General features: G+C 69.2%; 20 protein-coding genes and 1 pseudogene. 8 read left to right on the top strand and 13 right to left on the bottom strand.

From position 1 onward, the window contains the following. Positions 1-24 precede the first annotated feature (24 nt). The 4 genes from AC07XP_RS27215 to ruvA form a co-directional block, all read right to left on the bottom strand. Positions 25-1,431, bottom strand: a complete 1,407-nt coding sequence (locus AC07XP_RS27215; RefSeq protein WP_495266430.1) for an aldehyde dehydrogenase family protein — start codon at positions 1,429-1,431, stop codon at positions 25-27. Between the two features lie 120 nt (positions 1,432-1,551). Beyond that, complete coding sequence (locus AC07XP_RS27220; protein ID WP_495266431.1) at positions 1,552-2,544, bottom strand: helix-turn-helix domain-containing protein; 993 nt, start codon at positions 2,542-2,544, stop codon at positions 1,552-1,554. Positions 2,545-2,579: 35 nt separating this feature from the next. After that, positions 2,580-3,476, bottom strand: coding sequence for a hypothetical protein (locus AC07XP_RS27225; protein WP_495266432.1), 897 nt, complete (start codon positions 3,474-3,476; stop codon positions 2,580-2,582). Continuing rightward, complete coding sequence (gene ruvA, locus AC07XP_RS27230) at positions 3,473-4,045, bottom strand: Holliday junction branch migration protein RuvA (RefSeq protein WP_056577514.1); 573 nt, start codon at positions 4,043-4,045, stop codon at positions 3,473-3,475. Before ruvA ends, AC07XP_RS27225 begins: the two co-directional genes overlap by 4 nt. Before the next feature lie 20 nt (positions 4,046-4,065). Here ruvA and AC07XP_RS27235 point away from each other — a divergent pair, with 20 nt between their 5' ends. The 3 genes from AC07XP_RS27235 to AC07XP_RS27245 are packed head-to-tail and all read left to right on the top strand — an operon-like array spanning position 4,066 to position 6,124. Continuing rightward, on the top strand, positions 4,066-5,016 hold the full coding sequence (locus tag AC07XP_RS27235) for a PhoH family protein (RefSeq protein WP_172438305.1): 951 nt from the start codon (positions 4,066-4,068) through the stop codon (positions 5,014-5,016). Position 5,017: 1 nt separating this feature from the next. Next, positions 5,018-5,485 (top strand): rRNA maturation RNase YbeY, encoded by a 468-nt coding sequence (ybeY, locus tag AC07XP_RS27240; RefSeq protein ID WP_139706054.1) that lies wholly within the window; start codon positions 5,018-5,020, stop codon positions 5,483-5,485. A gap of 12 nt (positions 5,486-5,497) precedes the next feature. Next, positions 5,498-6,124 carry a class I SAM-dependent methyltransferase gene (locus tag AC07XP_RS27245; RefSeq protein ID WP_495266433.1) on the top strand — a complete coding sequence of 209 codons (627 nt, stop codon included), beginning with the start codon at positions 5,498-5,500 and terminating at the stop codon, positions 6,122-6,124. On the opposite strand, the gene dtd is transcribed toward AC07XP_RS27245, so the two are convergent. Together dtd and AC07XP_RS27255 are read right to left on the bottom strand one after the other, a co-directional pair. Beyond that, a complete protein-coding gene (dtd, locus tag AC07XP_RS27250) occupies positions 6,096-6,539 on the bottom strand; it encodes a D-aminoacyl-tRNA deacylase (protein WP_099793121.1) in 444 nt (147 codons plus the stop codon). The genes AC07XP_RS27245 and dtd overlap by 29 nt on opposite strands. After that, on the bottom strand, positions 6,536-7,450 hold the full coding sequence (locus AC07XP_RS27255) for a cation diffusion facilitator family transporter (RefSeq protein WP_139706050.1): 915 nt from the start codon (positions 7,448-7,450) through the stop codon (positions 6,536-6,538). Before AC07XP_RS27255 ends, dtd begins: the two co-directional genes overlap by 4 nt. 148 nt (positions 7,451-7,598) lie before the next feature. Here AC07XP_RS27255 and AC07XP_RS27260 point away from each other — a divergent pair, with 148 nt between their 5' ends. Then, positions 7,599-8,090, top strand: a complete 492-nt coding sequence (locus AC07XP_RS27260) for a FecR family protein (RefSeq protein ID WP_370877923.1) — start codon at positions 7,599-7,601, stop codon at positions 8,088-8,090. 4 nt (positions 8,091-8,094) lie between these two features. Further along, positions 8,095-8,709, top strand: coding sequence for an OmpA family protein (locus tag AC07XP_RS27265; protein WP_095746883.1), 615 nt, complete (start codon positions 8,095-8,097; stop codon positions 8,707-8,709). A gap of 47 nt (positions 8,710-8,756) precedes the next feature. Here the strand turns inward: AC07XP_RS27265 and tyrS are convergent, their stop codons facing one another. Then, a complete protein-coding gene (tyrS, locus tag AC07XP_RS27270; RefSeq protein WP_495266434.1) occupies positions 8,757-9,989 on the bottom strand; it encodes a tyrosine--tRNA ligase in 1,233 nt (410 codons plus the stop codon). A 161-nt stretch (positions 9,990-10,150) separates the two neighbouring features. Between tyrS and AC07XP_RS27275 the strand changes: the two genes are divergently transcribed. Continuing rightward, a complete protein-coding gene (locus AC07XP_RS27275; protein ID WP_062479224.1) occupies positions 10,151-11,497 on the top strand; it encodes a M23 family metallopeptidase in 1,347 nt (448 codons plus the stop codon). A 17-nt stretch (positions 11,498-11,514) separates the two neighbouring features. After that, entirely contained in the window at positions 11,515-12,663 is a 1,149-nt protein-coding gene (locus tag AC07XP_RS27280) for an anhydro-N-acetylmuramic acid kinase (protein ID WP_495266435.1), read from the top strand. Between the two features lie 6 nt (positions 12,664-12,669). On the opposite strand, the gene mdtD is transcribed toward AC07XP_RS27280, so the two are convergent. The 6 genes from mdtD to AC07XP_RS27310 form a co-directional block, all read right to left on the bottom strand. Next, the gene (mdtD, locus tag AC07XP_RS27285) at positions 12,670-14,103 is read right to left on the bottom strand and encodes a multidrug transporter subunit MdtD (protein WP_495266436.1); all 1,434 of its coding nucleotides are present in this window, start codon (positions 14,101-14,103) and stop codon (positions 12,670-12,672) included. Between the two features lie 94 nt (positions 14,104-14,197). Next, positions 14,198-14,563 (bottom strand): iron-sulfur cluster insertion protein ErpA, encoded by a 366-nt coding sequence (gene erpA, locus AC07XP_RS27290; RefSeq protein WP_056577477.1) that lies wholly within the window; start codon positions 14,561-14,563, stop codon positions 14,198-14,200. A 197-nt stretch (positions 14,564-14,760) separates the two neighbouring features. Beyond that, complete coding sequence (gene rpsI, locus AC07XP_RS27295; RefSeq protein WP_062479216.1) at positions 14,761-15,153, bottom strand: 30S ribosomal protein S9; 393 nt, start codon at positions 15,151-15,153, stop codon at positions 14,761-14,763. Positions 15,154-15,165: 12 nt separating this feature from the next. Beyond that, positions 15,166-15,597, bottom strand: coding sequence for a 50S ribosomal protein L13 (rplM, locus tag AC07XP_RS27300; protein WP_062479213.1), 432 nt, complete (start codon positions 15,595-15,597; stop codon positions 15,166-15,168). A 205-nt stretch (positions 15,598-15,802) separates the two neighbouring features. Beyond that, positions 15,803-17,071, bottom strand: coding sequence for a S1C family serine protease (locus AC07XP_RS27305; RefSeq protein ID WP_492738086.1), 1,269 nt, complete (start codon positions 17,069-17,071; stop codon positions 15,803-15,805). A gap of 5 nt (positions 17,072-17,076) precedes the next feature. Then, positions 17,077-17,679 carry a hypothetical protein gene (locus AC07XP_RS27310; RefSeq protein WP_495266437.1) on the bottom strand — a complete coding sequence of 201 codons (603 nt, stop codon included), beginning with the start codon at positions 17,677-17,679 and terminating at the stop codon, positions 17,077-17,079. Between the two features lie 162 nt (positions 17,680-17,841). Here AC07XP_RS27310 and rlmJ point away from each other — a divergent pair. Then, positions 17,842-18,077: pseudogene (rlmJ, locus tag AC07XP_RS27315) on the top strand (23S rRNA (adenine(2030)-N(6))-methyltransferase RlmJ); the annotation flags it as partial.

Here is an 18,077-nt window from a genome sequence, read left to right on the forward strand (position 1 = left end):
GCGCGCGCCACGCTCTGCACTGCGTCAGGAGAAGATCACCTGCGCGTCGGTGTACTCCTTCAGCCCTTCTTCCGCGAACTCCACGCCGAGCCCCGAAGCCTTCACGCCGCCGAAGGGCGCGTTGGGCTGGATGGCGCCGTGCTTGTTGATCCACACCGAGCCGCACTCCAGGCGCGAGGCGATGCGCTTGGCGTGCTCGATGTCCTTGGACCACACGGAACCGCCGAGGCCGTTCTCGCTGTCGTTGGCGGCGCGGATGGCCTCTTCGACGTCGGTGTAGCGAATGATGGGCAGCGCGGGTCCGAACTGTTCTTCGTCGACCAGCGCATCGCCGTTCTTCAGGCCCGCGACGATGGTCGCGGGGAAGAACAGGCCCTCGCCCGGCTCGCCGCCCGTGAGCACCTGGCCCTTCTTCTTCGCGTCGGCCACGAGCCGCGCGACCTTGTCGAACTGCATGCGGTTCTGCACCGGGCCGAGCACGTTCTTCTCGTCCATGCCGTCGCCCATCGGCACCTGCTTCGCAAAGGCCGCGAGGTGCTCGCACACCTCGTCGTGGATGCTGGCGTGCACGTACAGGCGCTTCATGGCCGCGCAGGTCTGGCCGTTGTTGAGGAACGCGCCCCAGAACAGGCCTTCGGCGATGGCCTTGGGGTCGGCGTCGGGCAGCACGATGCCGGCATCGTTGCCGCCGAGCTCGAGCGTGAGCCGCTTCATGGTGCTGGCGGCCGACTGCATCACCTTCTTGCCGGTGGCGCAGGAGCCGGTGAACACGATCTTGCGGATGACGGGGTCGCTCGCCATGTCGGCGCCGAGGTTGGAGGTGCGGTCGTCGCAGCTCACGCTGTTGACCACGCCTTCGGGCAGCACCTCGTTGAGCAGCTCCACGAAGCGCAGCGTGGCCAGCGGCGTGTAGGGCGAGGGCTTGATGACGACCGTGTTGCCCGTGCGCAGCGCCGGCAGCACGTGCCACACGGCGATCAGCACGGGGAAGTTCCACGGCGTGATCGAGCCGACCACGCCCACGGGCTTGCGGAAGATTTCGACGTGGCCCTGCGCGTTGTCCTGCAGCACGCGCGGCGGCAGCGACAGCGCCGCGGTGGCGCCGGCCCAGGCCGCGGCGCCGCCCAGTTCCCAGCGCGAACCCAGGCCGTTGAGCGGCTTGCCCTGCTCCAGCGTGAGCAGGCGCGCCAGCTCTTCGGCATGCGCGCCGATCTTCTCGGTGACGGCGCGGCAGGCCGCGGCCAGTTCGTCGTCGGACTTTCGCGACCAGCTCGTGAAAGCCTTCTGCGCAGCGGCCACGGCGGCGGCGAGGTCGTCGCGCGAACCGTTCGGCGCGGTGCCGATCACCTGGCCGTTGGCGGGGTTGCGCACTTCGAAGGAGGCCGTGCCTGGCACCGCGCGACCGCCGATCGTCATTCTTGTCTCTTGCATTGCTTTGTCCTGGTTGGGTTGACGCTGGCGCGCGCCGCCGCAGGGCGGGCGCGCCGGGTCACTGTAGGAAAAGCAGGGGCCGGCGTCTTGGAGCCAGGCGTCAGCGAATGGACTCAGGCGTCAGTGCGGCAGGGGTCCAAGTGCCAGGCGCCCCGGCGGCACGCCGTAGCGCTTGCGGAACTCGCGGTAGAAGAACGACAGGTCGTTGAAGCCGCAGTCGTAGGCGACCACCGCGATGGCCGGCGCGGGGCCGCCCTGCCGGGCCGCCGCATCGAGCGCGGCGCGCGCCGCCGCCAGCCGGGTGTCGAGGATGTGGCGGCTCGGCGAAACGCCCAGCGCCTCGAAGGCCCGCTGCAGCAGCCGCGGCGACACGCCCAGGTGGCGCGCCAGTTCGCCCGCGTGGAAGGCCGGGTCGTGGAACTGCAGCGCCACGTGGTCCATCGCGCGGCGCAGCACGCCTTCGCCGGCGTTGCGCGACAGCAGCGCCGGCGCCTGCCGCGCGCGCTCGACCAGCACCGAGCCGAACACGCCGAGAAAGGCCTCGACCAGGTGCGCGTCGTCGGACTGTCCGCTGTCGAGCAGGCGCGCGAGGATGGCGCGCATCGCGAAGCCCAGCGCGTCGCCGCGCCGCACGCACACGCCGCCCTGCAGCGCGGGGCCGAAGCGCGCGAGCATGTCGGCGCGCGGCAGGTGCACCGACACCTGCTGCGAGCTGGCGCCGTCGTAGACGAATTCCGAAGGCCGCGCCGAATCGATCAGCACGATGTCGCCGGCCTGCACCGCGATCTGCTGCGCGCCCTGGCACATGAGCGCACCGCCGTGGTCCTGGAACACGAGGAAGAAATGTTCGCGGTCGTCGCGCCGGATGGCCTGCGCGTCGCGGTGCACGCGCTGCAGGTTCTGGCCGATGAGCGCCACGTCGACACCGCCGGCGCGCCGCACCTCGATGCCGCCCGACACGGTCTGCTGGCGCGGCATGGGCACAGGCGTGAAGTTGCCGCACACGGCCTGCAGGCGCGGGCCGACGAGCTCGAACGGCATCTCGGCGCGCATCCGCGGCGTCAGCGGGCCGCCGCTCAGGTGCGCGGGCGAATCGAAGAAAGAAGCGCTCACAGAGGGTGTCTCCTTGCAGGGCGCCGGGCCAGCGCTCAGTCCTCGTCCATGACCCGCGAGCGGCCGAACCAGAAGCCGAGCACCAGGCCGACCGTGCCGGCACCGATGCCGCCCCACAGGCTCAGGAAAGTGTAGACGTTGTAGCGCCCCGGATGCTGCGCGAGCGCACTCGCCAGTGCGGGTTCATTGAGGCCGCCGAGCCCGCGCGCGGCGGCGTAGTCGAAGCCCGCGGCACCCAGGAAATGCGGCGCCACGAGGATCGGCAGCGCCGTGAAGAACGGAAACCACGCGCCGCGCATCCGGCGCCAGCGCATGAAGATCGCCGCGACGAGCAACACCGCGCCGACCGCGACGGTGCCGAGCGCGAAGGGCTGGCGCGCGAGCGGCAGCAGCCAGGGCCAGATCCATGGCAGCGGGTACAGCGGCCACTCGGCGCGCGGCGCCAGCCCACCCGGCCGCGCGACGACCGACCAGCCCAGCGTGTCGAGGCCGCTGAACACCAGCGCCGACACGCAGGCCACGGCCGCGACGATCAGGCACACGCTGCGAAACGGGGACGCGCTGCCTTGCAGGAAGCCGGGCGATGGCTCCGGTGGCAACGCCGGCGACCGGGGCCAGCCCGACTGCCAGTGCCGCACGACGATCGACGTCGGCACCGGCGGCGGTGCCACGTCGCCGCGCACCAGCCAGTCGATGAAGAAGATGCCGACCGCGAAGGCCATGACCGCCGTGAGCCATGCACAGACGCCCGGCATGTCGACGAAGCCGGCCGGCGTCAGCATCGGCAGCTGGCCGTAGGCCACGCCCGCAAAGCCGTAGAGCCAGATGATCGGCACCGACAAGGCCATGGCCGTGTGCATCAGCACGGCGTCGGTCTCGGCCGACTCGTGGCGCAGCGCCTGCGCGCGCGACCACGCCTCGCGCCAACTCACTTGGCCAGGGCTTTCAGTGCCATCTTGATGCCGTCGCTCACGCTCGCGTCCTTCGGCAGCGCCTTCAGCGCGAGCGCGGCTTCCTTGTCGCTGTAGCCCAGCGCCACCAGCGCCTGCAGGATGTCGGCCTGCGCGTCGGACGCGGCATGCGCCGGCAGGCCGATGTCGGCGCCCAGCTTGCCCTTGAGTTCCAGCAGCAGCCGCTCGGCGGTCTTCTTGCCGATGCCCGGGATCTTCACGAGCCGGCCCAGCTCCTGCGTGGTGATGGCCTGCGCCAGCTCGCCCACGCTCATGCCCGAGAGCAGGCCCAGCGCGGTGCGCGGGCCCACGCCGGTGATCTTGATGAGCTGGCGGAAGGCCGCCCGCTCCTCGGCGGTGCCGAAGCCGTAGAGAATCTGCGCGTCCTCGCGCACGACGAAGTGCGTGAGCAGCGACACCTTCGCGCCGACGTTGGGCAGGTTGTAGAACGTGCTCATCGGCACGTCGACCTCGTAGCCGACGCCGTTGCAGTCCACCACCACCTGCGGGGGGTTGCGCTCTGCGAGCGTGCCGGTCAGTTTGCCTATCATGGGTGCCCTTTTTCCTTGAAATGTCCGGCGTGATTCTGCGACACACCTTTACCCCCCTGAACAATTCGCGCCTCGGTCACCTGTGCGGCCCGCTGGATGCGCACCTGCGCCGCATCGAGGACGCCCTGGGCGTGAAGATCGCGCACCGCCACGAGCAGTTCAAGGTCGACGGCCCCAAGGCCCCGGCGCAGCGGGCCATGGAGGTGCTGCAGGCGTTGTACGAGATCGCCCAGCGCGCCATCGACCCGGCCGTGGTGCAGCTCACGCTGGCCGGCGACGGCTCGATGAGCGACGAGGACGCGGCCATGCTCGTCACGCGCCGCGCCGACCTGCGCGCCCGCACGCCCACGCAGGCGCTGTACCTGGACAACATCGCCAAGCACGACATCACCTTCGGCATCGGCCCGGCCGGCACCGGCAAGACCTACCTGGCGGTGGCTTGCGCGGTCGATGCGCTGGAGCGCGCGGCGGTGCAGCGCATCGTGCTCACGCGCCCGGCCGTCGAAGCGGGCGAGCGCCTGGGCTTTCTGCCGGGCGACCTGACGCAGAAGGTCGACCCCTACCTGCGCCCGCTGTACGACGCGCTGTACGACCTCATGGGCTACGAGAAGGTGCAGAAGGCCTTCGAGCGCAACGTGCTCGAGATTGCGCCGCTGGCCTTCATGCGCGGGCGCACGCTGAACAACGCCTTCGTGATCCTCGACGAAGCGCAGAACACCTCGGTGGAGCAGATGAAGATGTTCCTCACGCGCATCGGCTTCGGTGCCAAGGCGGTGGTGACGGGCGACGTGAGCCAGATCGACCTGCCCAAGCAGCAACTCAGCGGCCTGATCGACGCCGAGCGCGTGCTCAAGCGCGTGGCCGGCATCGCGACCACGCACTTCACGAGCGCCGACGTGGTGCGCCATCCGCTGGTGGCGAAGATCGTCGATGCCTACGACGGGCAGCGCAAGCGCTCGGGAGGCCACTGAGATGGCGGCCTCGTTGCTTCCGGCCTTGTCGCTGTCGCTGCAGTTCGGGCGCTTCAAGGGCGTAGAGCGCCACCGCGCCGCGCTGCCGCGCCACAGCGTGAACCGATGGATTCGCCATGCGCTGGACATCGACGGCGAGATCACCGTGCGCATCGTCGATGCCGACGAGGGCCAGCGCCTGAACCGCGAGTTCCGCGGCAAAGACTACGCGACCAACGTGCTCACCTTCGACTATGCGCAGGGCCCGGTCGTGATGGCCGACCTGGTGCTGTGCGCGCCCGTGGTGGCGCGCGAGGCCAAGGAAAACCGCAAGACGCTCGCCGCGCACTACGCGCACCTGCTGGTGCACGGCACGCTGCACGCGCAGGGCTGGGACCACGAGACCAGCGAGGCCGACGCGGACGAGATGGAAGCGTACGAAATCGAGATCCTCGCGGGCCTGGGCATCCGCAGCCCGTACGGGCGCTGAGCGGAGGTCGCGATGGCGTCGGGCACCGATCCCTGGCTGCCGCGCTGGCTGCCGCTGCTGCGCGCATGCGCCGGCGACGGGCCGGTGCTCGAATTGGGCTGCGCAGCGGGTCGCGACACCGCCACGCTGGTCGATGCCGGACTGCGGGTGGTGGCGGTCGAGCTGTCGTCCGACGCCTTGGCGCAGGCGCGGCAACGCGTGCCGACAGGCGCCGAGTTCCACTGCGGCGATTTCCGTGAGACGTGGCCGCTGGCGGAAGGCACCACGGTCGGCGCCGTGCTCGCGAGCCTGTCGCTGCACTACTTCGCGTGGGACGAAACGCTGGCGCTGGTGCGGCGCATCCACCGCGTGCTGCGGCCGGGTGGCGTGCTGCTGTGCCGCCTCAATTCGGTCAACGACCTGCACCACGGCGCGCGCGGCCCGTCGGTCAGCGGGCGGGACGAAGATGTCTTCTACACGGTGGACGGCATTCCCAAGCGCTTCTTCGACCGCGCCGCGGTCGAGCGGCTGTTTGCCGACGGCTGGCAACTGCAGCACCTCGAGGAGGTGCGCGTGCTGCGCTACGACGAACCGAAGGTGGCGTGGGAAGCGGTGATCCGCCCCGCGCCGTTCACGCCGTCATCTGCAGCGGGATCGTGACGGGCCCGTCGTTCAGCAGGTGCACCTGCATGTCGGCACCGAATTCGCCCGTTGCCACCACCGGGTGCGCGCCGCGCGCCTGCGCCACGAAGTACTCGTAGAGCCGGCGGCCTTCGTCGGGCGGCGCCGCGAGCGTGAAGCTGGGGCGGTTGCCGCCGCTCACGTCCGCGGCCAGCGTGAACTGGCTCACGACCAGCAGGCCGCCGCCGATGTCCTGCACGCTGCGGTTCATCTTGCCGGCCTCGTCCGAGAAGATGCGCAGCTTGAGGATCTTGGCGAGCAGGCGGTCGGCCACGCTGTCGGCGTCGCCGCGTTCGGCGCACAGCAGCACCAGCAGGCCGGCCTCGATGGCGCCGACGGTCTGGCCCGCGATGTCGACGCGGGCGTGGGCGACGCGCTGGAGCACGGCTTTCATGAATGGTGGTCCTCGAGTCGGGTGGCGCGCGCTTCCATGGTGAGCGGCAGCAGTTGGATGGTCACGCGCAGGCCGGGCACGGCGTCCATGAGCGACTGCTCCAGCTCGTCGCGCAGGTTGGCGGCGCGCTGCAGGGTCCAGTCGCCGGGCACGTGCATGTGCAGGTCGGCAAAGCGGCGCTGGCCGGCGCCGCGCGTCACCATGTCGTCGAAGCGCAGCCGGTCGCCCTCGGCATGGTTGGCGGCGAAGGCGTCGAGCGTGGCGCGCACGGTGGCGAGCGTCTCGGCATCGAGCGCCTCGTCCATCAGGCCCTGCGACGAACGCCACACGAGCTTGAAGCCCTCGCGCACAATGTTGAGCGCCACGCCGATGGCGATCAGCGGGTCGAGCCAGAGCCAGCCGCTGAAATGCACGGCCACGATGCCGACCAGCACGCCGACCGAGGTCCACACGTCGGTCATCAAGTGGCGCCCGTCGGCCTCCAGGGCGATGGAGCGGTGCGCGCGCGCCGCCCGGAACAGCACGAACGCCAGCGCCGCGTTGAAGCCCGAGCTGATCACCGACAGCGCCAGGCCCCAGCCCAGCTGCTCCAGCGGCTGCGGCGACAGCAGCCGCAGCACCGACACCCACAGGATGGCGACGGCGGCGGCCACGATCAGCAGGCCCTCGAAGCCGGACGAGAAGTACTCGGCCTTGTGGTGGCCGTAGGGATGGTCCTCGTCGGCCGGGCGCTCGGCGATGGTCACCATCGCCAGCGCGAACATCGCGCTGGCGAGGTTGACGCACGACTCCATGGCGTCCGAAATCAGGCCCATCGAGTTCGTCAGGTAGCCGGCCCATCCCTTCAGGAGGATGGTGAGCAGGGCCACCGCGACGGAGACGCGAAGCAGCGTTTTAGGGGTCAACGTCATGCAGAAAGAACAAGATCAGGTAAAAAGGGCCTGTGCGGGCGGGCATTACGTCGCAGGAATCGGTTGAATTATCAGCCGCGTGACCATATGTAACGCCTTCGCCTTAATATTTGCGCTCATTGCGAAGCAATCAGTCACAGAGAGGCAAATGATGAAGAAATTTTTGACCGCCGCCCTCGGGCTCGCCATCGTCGGCGCAGCCACCCTGGCCCAGGCCCAGGCACCCGCTGCGGCGCCCGCAGCAGCAGCCGCGCCCCAGCAGGCCGGCTTCGTGAAGACGGTGCGCGGCAACGTCCAGCTGCTCGACAGCGCCGGCGCCACGCGCACGGCGGCCCCCGGCGACGCGCTGGGCGCGGTCGATCGCATCGTGACCGGCCCGGACTCGTCGGCCGCCGTCGTGCTGCGCGACAACACCACGCTGATGGTCGGCCCGTCCTCGCGCATGGACCTGAAGGAATTCCACTTCGACGGCACCACCCGCGACGGCGGCATGCTGGTGTCGCTGCTGCGCGGCTCGATGCGCATGATCACCGGCCTCATCGGCAAGACCAACCCCGACGCCGTGCGCGTCGAAACCCAGACCGCCACCATCGGCATTCGGGGCACGGACTTCATCGTGCAGACCGACGGCCAACCCTGAAAAGATGCAGACACTGTTACGCCGCTCCTCCCTTCTTCTCGCGACCACGGTCGCCCTGTTCCTGGCCGCCTGCTCCTCGCCGGGCACGCGCGTGGTGCTCCTGCCCCAGGCTGACGGCACGCCCTCCGCTGTGGTGGTGCGCGCCAAGGACGGCGAAGAAGTGCTCTCCAAGCCCTACCAGCGCGCCACGGCGGCGGTGGGCGCGAGCGGTGCACCGGTGGTCGACCAGGCCGACGCGGCCAAGGTCCAGGCCGAGAACAAGCCCCTGTTCGACATGCGCCCGCCGCTTCCGCAGCGCTACACGGTGTTCTTCGAAGTGGGCACCACCACGCTGACGGCGGCGTCGCAGCAGATCATGACCGAGGCGCTGGCCGCCGCGCTGGCCCGCAGCGGCGGCGACATCGTGGTGACCGGCCACACCGACACCAAGGGTGCCGGCGAGCAAAACGACCAGCTGTCGCGCCGCCGCGCGCAGGAAGTGGTGCAGCTGTTCGTGGAGCGCCAGTTCCCGGCGAACCGCATCGAGGCCGTGGGCCGCGGCGAACGCGACCTGGCCGTGCCGACCGCCGACGAGGTGGACGAGCCCCGCAACCGGCGCGTGACCATCGAGGTGCGCTGAACGCGCTGCCCCCATTGAAAAAGGCCCCGAGGGGCCTTTTTTTGCGATCAGCTCAGGGTCACCCGCGCAAACTTGCGCTTGCCGACCTGCACCACGTAGCTGCCCGCAGGCAGCTTCAGGCCCTTGTCGGACACCACGACCGAATCGATGCGCACGCCGCCGCCGTCGATCAGGCGATTGCCTTCCCCCGACGAAGCCGCCAGGTTGGCCTGCTTGAGCAGCTGGCCGATGCCCAGCGGGGCGCCGCTCAGCGCCACCTCGGGAATCTCGTCGGGCACGCCGCCCTTGCTGCGGTTGATGAAATCCTGCTCCGCCGCGTCGGCCGCCGCCGCGCTGTGGAAGCGCGCGGTGATTTCCTTGGCCAGCGCCACCTTGGCGTCCTTCGGGTTGCGGCCACCAGCGATCTCGGCCTTCAGCGCCTCGATCTGCGCCACCGACTGGAAGCTCAGCAGCGTGTACCAGCGCCACATCAGCGTGTCGGAGATCGACAGCACCTTGGCGAACATGCTGTTGGCGTCCTCGCTGATGCCGATGTAGTTGCCCTTGCTCTTGGACATCTTCTCGACGCCGTCGAGCCCTTCGAGCAGCGGCATAGTAAGTATGCACTGCGGCTCCTGGCCGTATTCCTGCTGGAGATGGCGGCCGACCAGCAGGTTGAATTTCTGGTCCGTGCCGCCCAGTTCGAGGTCGCTTTCAAGCGCCACCGAGTCGTAGCCCTGCATCAGCGGGTACAGGAACTCGTGCACCGAGATCGACTGGCCGGCCTTGAAGCGCTTGTTGAAGTCGTCGCGCTCCATCATGCGCGCCACCGTGTACTTGGCCGCCAGCTGGATCATGCCGCGCGCGCCCAGCGGGTCGCTCCACTCGGAGTTGTAGCGGATCTCGGTCTTCGACTCGTCCAGCACCAGCTTGGCCTGGGCGAAGTAGGTCTCGGCGTTGGCGCGGATCTGCTCGGCCGTGAGCGGCGGGCGGGTGCTGTTGCGGCCCGAGGGGTCGCCGATCAGGGAAGTGAAGTCGCCGATCAGGAAGATCACGCGGTGCCCCAGGTCCTGGAGCTGGCGCATCTTGTTGAGCACCACCGTGTGTCCGATATGAATATCCGGTGCGGTCGGGTCCAGGCCCAGCTTGATGCGCAGCGGCTTGCCGCTGGCTTCCGCCTTCTGGAGCTTCTTGACCCACTCGTCCTGCGGCAGCAGCTCGTCAGCGCCACGGAGGGATATTTCGAGGGCTTGTCTTACACCATCGGAGAGGCTGGTGGATGTAACAGATTCGGCGTTCATGGGCTTTTTTGGCGGTTTTTCCGGTGGCCGAAGCTATACTCAGCCCGACTTTTCAAGCGCCGGATTCTAAGCGGCGCTTTTTTTCCGCACCGTCTCCTGCCGCCCTGAACGCACTGGGCCTTGCAGCACGGACCTGCAGAACCTGAGTTGGAATCCACAGTTTGATCAACGGCATTCTCGCCGCCGAGGAGCTTCTCGCTTCCCGCGTGGCCTACACATTCCGGACGTACCCCAAGCAGATCACCGCAGCGATCGCTGCGATGCTGCTCAGCGCCGGCACCCTCGCGGTCGCCTCGCTCGGTCCCGACGCGTCCGACCTCCCCATCCAGCAAGTGCTCGAAGCCACCGCGCCGGTGTCCTTCGCCGACCAGTCGGCGTCGCTCGAGAACTTCAGCTTCACGCTGTTCCGCACCGACGTCTCGCGCTCCAGCGACACGGCCGAGGCGCTGATGAAGCGCCTGGGCATTTCCGACCCCGCCGCCACCGCCTTCGTGCGTGGCAACGCCGAAGCGCGCATGGCGCTGTTCGCGCGCGTGGGCCGCACCGTGACGGCCGAAGCCACGCAGGAAAACCAGCTGCAAAAACTGAGCGCCCGCTGGATTCCCGACGCCGACGGCGGCTTCAAGCGTTTCGTCGTCGAGCGCACGCCCACCGGTTTTGTCGCCCGTACCGAGCGCGACATGCTGACGCCGGGCACGCGCCTGGCCAGCGGCACCATCCGCAGCTCGCTGTTCGCCGCCACCGACGACTCGCGCATTCCCGACGCCGTGGCGAGCCAGCTGGCCGACATCTTCGCGGGCGACGTCGACGTGCGCTCGCTGCGCAAGGGCGACCGCTTCGCCGTGGTCTACGAGACCTTCGAAGCCGACGGCCAGGCGCTGCGCAGCGGCCGCGTGCTCTCGGCCGAGTTCGAGAACAACGGCAAGGTCCACCAGGCCGTCTGGTTCCAGCCCCCGGGCGCGGGCCAGAAGGGCAGCTACTACCGTCCGAACGGCGACAGCCTGCGCAAGGCCTACCTGGCCTCGCCGGTCGAGTTCTCGCGCGTGTCCAGCGGTTTCGCGATGCGCATGCACCCGATTTTGAACAGCTGGCGCCAGCACAACGGCATCGACTACGCGGCGCCCACGGGCACCGCGGTGCGCACGGTCGGTGACGGCACGGTCGATTTCGCCGGCACGCAAAGCGGCTACGGCAACATCGTCATCATCAACCACCGCAACAACCAGCAGACGGCCTACGCCCACCTGAGCCGCATCAACGTGAAGGCCGGCGAGAGCGTGAGCCAGGGCCAGACCATCGGCGCCGTCGGCTCGACCGGCTGGGCCACGGGCCCGCACCTGCACTTCGAATACCGCGTCGGCGGGGCCTACCAGGACCCGACCACGATCGCGCAGGAAGGCGGCGCCCCGATCACCGCCGCCCTGCGTCCGGCCTTCGAGCGCATCGCCGTGGGCGCCCGCACCGAGTTGGCTGCTGCCTTCTCGGTGATCCAGGCCAGCGCCGACTGAGCCTCGCGCCCCCAGGCATGGCCGCCGCACCGCAGCCGCCGCAGCAACGCTTCATCGGCCTGATGTCGGGCACCTCGCTCGACGGGGTCGACGGCGTCATTGCCGATTTCTCCGACGACGGCCACCTCGCGGTGATCGGCCACGCCAGCGCCGACTTTCCCGCTCCGCTGCGCGCCGAGCTGCTGGCGCTCAACACCCCCGGCGACAACGAACTGCACCGCGCGGCCCTGGCCGGCAACGGCCTGGCGCGGGTGTATGCCGACGTGGTCGCGCAGCTGCTGGTCAGCACCGGCACGGCACCCAGCGCCGTCACCGCCATCGGCGCCCACGGCCAGACCGTGCGCCACCGGCCGCTCGAATTCGACGGCACGGGCTACACGCTGCAGGTCAACAACCCCTCGCTGCTGGCCGAACTGAGCGGCATCGACGTGGTCGCCGACTTCCGCAGCCGCGACCTCGCGGCCGGCGGCCAGGGCGCCCCGCTGGTGCCGGCCTTTCACCAGGCGCTGTTCGCCCGGCCCGACGCGCCCGTTGCCGTGCTGAACCTCGGCGGCATCTCCAACCTGAGCCTGCTGCCCGCCACGAACGCGCCGGCGGGCACCGCCCCCCTGCTGGGCTTCGATTGCGGTCCCGCCAACGCGCTGATGGACCACTGGTGCCAGCGCCACCTCGGCCAGCCCTTCGACCGGAGCGGCCAGTGGGCCGCCAGCGGACGCGTGCTGCCCGAACTGCTGGCCCGGCTGCAGGCCGAGCCGTATTTCGCCAAGGCGCCGCCGAAGAGCACGGGGCGCGATTTATTCCATCCGGACTGGCTGGCCGGCCACCTGGGCACGGCCGCCTGGGCGCCTGTCGATGTGCAGGCCACGCTGGCCGAACTGACCGCCAGCACCTGCGCGGCAGCGCTGAGAAGCTATCAAAAAGAGAGCGCCTTGCTGATCGTCTGCGGCGGCGGTGCACTCAACGACCACCTCATGGGCCGCCTGCGCGCCCTGCTGCCCGGCGTGCAGGTGCAGGCGTCGTCGGAACACGGCCTGCCGCCCCAGCAGGTCGAGGCGGCCGCATTCGCGTGGCTGGCCCGGCGCACCGTCCGGCGCGAACCCGGCAACCTCGCGAGCGTGACCGGCGCGCGCGGGGCGCGGGTGCTCGGCGCGATCTACCCGGCCTGATCTGCATCAACCCTGGCCGGAAACTTCCGGCTGCGCAGGCTGCGCCGCCCGCACTTCTGCCGGCAGATGCCAAAAGATCAGCGCCGAAGCCACCGTGATGAGCCCCATCGTCGCGAACGTGGCCTGGAACGCATCGAGCGTCTGCACCGCCGTGGCCGTGCCGAACACGCCGTTGTAGCCCGCCAGCACCGCGCCGGCCGCGGCCACACCGAGGCTCATCGCCAGCATCTGCACCATCGACAGCAGGCTGTTGCCGCTGCTGGCCATGCCGCCGTCGAGGTCCTTCAGGGTGATGGTGTTCATGGCCGTGAACTGCAGCGAGTTGACCGCGCCGAACACCAGCAGCTGCAGCAGGTGCAGCGCCACCAGCTGCCCCGGCGCCGTGAGGCCGAAGCTGGCCATGGTGCAGCCGACCAGCACCGTGTTGGCCACCAGCACGCGGCGGTAGCCATGACGCGTGATCAGCGGCGTGGCAAAGCGCTTCATCGCCATGCCGGCCAGCGCGACCGGCAGCATCATCAGCCCGGCGCGCACCGGCGAATAGCCCATCGACACCTGCAGCAGCAGCGGCACCAGGAAGGGCATGCAGCTGCTGCCCAGGCGCGAGAACAGGTTGCCCAGCAGGCCGATGCTCAACGTCGGAATGCCGAACAGCGCGGGCGAGAACAGCGGCTCGGGCGTGCGCGCCGCGCGCAGCCAGTAGGCGACCACGGCGGCGAAGCCGAAGATCAGCACCGCCATCACCCCGCCCTGGCGCAGCCCGAGCCCCGACACGCCGTCGACCGCCAGCGAGATCGCCACCATGCCGAAGGCCAGCAGCGCGTAGCCCACGCCGTCGAAGCGCTTCTGGAGCGCGCCGCGCAGGTCCGGCATGTAGCGCAGCGTGGCGATGCAGCCCGCCAGCCCCACCGGCACGTTGATGAGGAAGATCCAGTGCCAGGAGGCGTACTGCACCAGCCAGCCGCCCAGCGTGGGCCCCAGCAGCGGCCCGATGAGCCCCGGAATGGCCACGAAGCTCATCGCCTGCAGGAACTCGCCGCGCGGCACCGTGCGCAGCAGCGCCAGGCGCCCCACAGGCAGCAGCAGCGCCCCGCCCAGGCCCTGCACCACCCGCGCCGCCACGAGCTGCCCCAGCCCCTGCGAGAGCGCGCACAGCACCGAGCCGGCCGCGAACAGCACGATGGCGCAAAAGAAGACGCGCCGCGTGCCGAAGCGGTCGGCGATCCAGCCCGAGGCCGGGATCAGCATCGCCATCGTGAGCGCGTAGGCCACCACCACCGACTGCATGCGCAGCGGGCTCTCGCCCAGGCTGGCGGCCATCGCGGGCAGCGCCGTGTTGATGATGGTGGCGTCCAGCGTCTGCATGAAAAAGCCCACGGCCACGAGCCACAGCAGGCTCTTGCGGGCGGGATCGACGGGGACGGCGGTGTCGGGGCTCATCGGGAAGGCGCGGATTCAGAAGGAAAAACGACAGGCAGCAAAAAGCCGCCCGGAGGCGGCTTTTTCGAGGGGGCTGGTCAGCAGCATCCAGGCATCAGGCCGAGAAGCTGGAACCGCAGCCGCAGGTGCTGGTGGCGTTCGGGTTCTTGATGACGAACTGGGCGCCCTGCAGGTCTTCCTTGTAGTCGATCTCGGCGCCGAGCAGGTACTGGTAGCTCATGGCATCGATCAGCAACGACACACCGTTCTTGGTCATGGTGGTGTCGTCTTCGTTGGTGATCTCGTCGAAGGTGAAACCGTACTGGAAGCCCGAGCACCCGCCACCCTGCACGAACACGCGCAGCTTCAGGTCGGGATTGCCCTCTTCGGCGATCAGGTCGGCAACCTTGGCGGCCGCGCTGTCGGTGAAGACGATCGGCTCGGGCATCTGGGTCTGGATGTTTTCGGCAACAGCGCTCATGGGGTGAAACTCCTTGGGGGGCCGCTTGGGCGGCCAATGGGACGGATGCTACTGCAATGCCGCATTTTCGGCAGGCCGACTGTGGCGAGCACCCATCGCAAGTGGGGTCGGGCGCCGCATCCACCAGGGGCACCTGGGGGACGCGGCCACGAAAAAGCCGCCCGAGGGCGGCTTCTTGTCTCGCAACGAGCAGGGGATCAGCGCTTGCTGAACTGCTTGCGGCGACGGGCGGAGTGCAGACCGACCTTCTTACGCTCGACTTCACGTGCGTCACGCGTCACGAAGCCAGCTTGGCTCAGGACGGGCTTCAGCGAAGCGTCGTAGTCGATCAGGGCACGGGTGATGCCGTGGCGCGTGGCGCCGGCTTGACCCGATTCGCCGCCGCCGTTCACGTTGACCATCACGTCGAAAGCTTCGAGGTTGTTGGTCAGCGCCAGGGGCTGCTTGGCGATCATGATCGAGGTTTCACGGCCGAAGAACGCTTGGATGTCCTTGCCGTTGACCGTGATCTTGCCGGTGCCTTTTTTCAGAAACACGCGGGCGACGCTGGATTTGCGACGGCCGGTGCCATTGTTCCATTCACCAATCATTCTCAAGGCTCCTTACAGTTCCAGCACTTTGGGCTGTTGGGCGGTATGCGGGTGCTCTGCACCACCGTACACCTTGAGTTTCTTGATCATCGCGTAACCAAGCGGGCCCTTGGGCAGCATGCCCTTGACAGCCTTTTCCAGGGCGCGGCCCGGGTGCTTGTTCTGCATGTCGCGGAAGTTCGTCGCCGTGATACCGCCCGGGTAGCCCGAGTGACGGTAGTACACCTTGTCGATCGACTTGGCGCCGGTGACGCGCAGTTGCGCGGCGTTGATGATGACGATGTAGTCACCGGTATCGACGTGAGGCGTGTAAATGGCCTTGTGTTTGCCGCGCAAACGGAGAGCAACTTCGCTGGCTACTCGTCCGAGGACCTTGTCGGTCGCGTCAATCACAAACCACTCGTGCGTCACGTCAGCGGGCTTGGCGCTGAACGTTTTGGTCATGAGTTTTTCTCTTGAAAGAGGGTTTGGCGAGCCCTTTTCCACGGTCGGCGTTCCTCTGATGGGAATCTCTTAGGTGGGTTTTCACGCCTTCCGCCCAATGAACGGGCAGCTGGCATGCCTTCGCCGCGGGGCTACAAAAACGCTGCGAAGCCCGCGATTATATGAAGAAATGGCCAAACGGCCAATTTTCGGGCTTCCGGGGGCCTCAGCGCTGGATGCGGACGAGTTCCAGGCTCTCGTTGGCCCCCGAGGAGACCCCGCGCTGGTATTCGCCCTCGAAACGGACGACCCGGCCCAGCTCGGGGCTGTACCAGGCGGCGCCCCGAAAGCGCGTGCTGGCGCCGGTCAGCGGCAAGCTGGTGGTGCTGGAGGCGAAGATCCAGCCCTCGTAGCCGATGCGCATCACGTTCAACTCCACCCCGTCCACACGCATCGTCTGCTCGCCGCCCACCGAGGCGGTGAGTTCATGCCGCAGCCGGTCGCCGGTGGTCGTCACGTAGTCGAGCTGCCAGCGCATGCCGGGCTGGATGTCGTCCTTGCGCAATGCCCAGCCGCCCGGCGGCGACGCGGTGTCGAACAGGCCGCCGGCCGGCGACGTGATGGAGACCACCTGCCCGTTGGTCTTCTCGATCCGGCTGCCGGCATTGAACGACACCTCGTCGCCGCTGACCCGGTCCACCCGGTAGATCACCGGCGCCCGGTTTCCCGTCAGCCGGTCCGTGCGCACGTACTCGAGCGCGTCGCCGGCGCGCAGCGGCTCGGTCAGCGGGATGCCCGCCCCACCGGCGTCGGCCACCCGGCGGGCGGCAGCGCCCGCAGGCTCGCGGGCCCGCGCCGCCAGTTGCGCCTGGGCGCGGGCCGGCAGTTCCGCCAGGAACTCGGCCGGCATCGCGAAATTCAGGTTGCCGCCGTCGCGGGCGGCAAAGGTGGTGATGCCCAGCAGGCGGCCGTCGCTGTCGAACAGCCCGCCGCCGCTCGATCCGGGCGCAATCGCCGCCGTGGTCTGCAGCAGCCGGGCTTCGCCGTCGCCGCCGCGCAGGCCCGACAGCAGGCCTTCGCTGAGCGTGTTTTCCAGCCCGCGCGGGTTGCCGATGGCGTACACGCGCTGCCCCACCCGCGCGGTGCCAGCAGGCGCCAGCGCCACCGGCGGCGCCGTGAAGTTGGCGACCTTGATCTGGCACAGGTCGCGCCCCGGGTCCGGGTATTCGAGCGTGGCGCCGTAGGTGACGTTGTCGCGCTTGACCACGAAATTGCTGGCCTTGGCGAGCACGTGGCAGTTGGTGACGAGCCGGCCGGGCGCAATCACCACGGCACTGCCGGCGCGCAGCGGGCGCTCCTGCGCGTCGAAGGTGCGCACGGCCCAGACGCTGCCCGTCAGCTTGGCGAACAGGGCGTCGGGCTCCAGCGCGGCGGCGGGGCCTGCGGCCAGCAGGGCGCCCGCGGCGCACAGCCACGGCGCGGCGTTCTTCCACATCGGCTTCACGGCTTGGCGGGCAGCAGGCCGCGCAGGTCGTCCATCGAGACGCGGGCGTCGGGTGCGGCGGGCGGCGCCGCAGGTGCGGGGCGCACCGGAGCGGGCGGTGCAACCGCCACGGGAGGCGGCGGTGGCGCGACCACGGCCGGCGCGGGCGCAGGCACAGGCGCTGCCACGGCCGTCTTCGGCGCCGGCGCGGCCGCCATCTCGGTCGTGCCGATCTTCATGCCAACGGTCGCTTCATCGCCGGTCTGCGCGCTGCGGTCGAAGCTGCGCACCTCGCCGAAAATCAGCTGGATCCAGCTCGGGTAGTTGAAGCCCGCGCCGGTGCCGGTGTCGATCGCCACGCCGACCAGGCCGCCGATCATCACGTTGCCGACCAGGCCCACGTTGACGCGCGAAATCGCCTGGCCGCGGGCCGGCGGCAGGCCGGACTGGGTGCATTCGATGTTCAGGTTCTCGCCCGAACGCCGCACCGGCAGGGTCAGGCCGGAGCGCACCACCGCATCATTGCGGTCGTTCGAGACCCGGCAGCGGGCGCCGTCGACCACCTTGCCCTCGGGTGACAGGGTCTCGACCTTCACGTTCTGCGTGGTGCCGTGGGTCACGGAGGCGCAGCCCGTCAAAATAGACAAAACACCCGCGCCGACGCACAGGCCCCAAAATCGCCATCCGGCTCCTCGCATTGCTGCCCCTCGTTGTGTTTTGTAAATCAATGTAGCGCCGCGCGAGTCTAGCGCTCCCCTTTCCACTTTTTCAGGCCTCATTCCATGTTCAGTTACCGCCACGCGTTCCATGCCGGCAACCACGCCGACGTGCTCAAGCACACGGTCCTGATTGCCACCCTCGATCACCTGCTTTAAAAAGACGCCGCGCTGACCGTCGTCGACACCCACGCCGGCGCCGGCCTGTACCGGCTCGACGGCGACTACGCCGGCACCAGCGGCGAAGCGGCCGACGGCGTGCTGCGCTTCTTCGCCGAACCGGAAAAAGCCCCCGCCACGCC

Source organism: Variovorax sp. GW531-E2, from assembly GCF_059423125.1.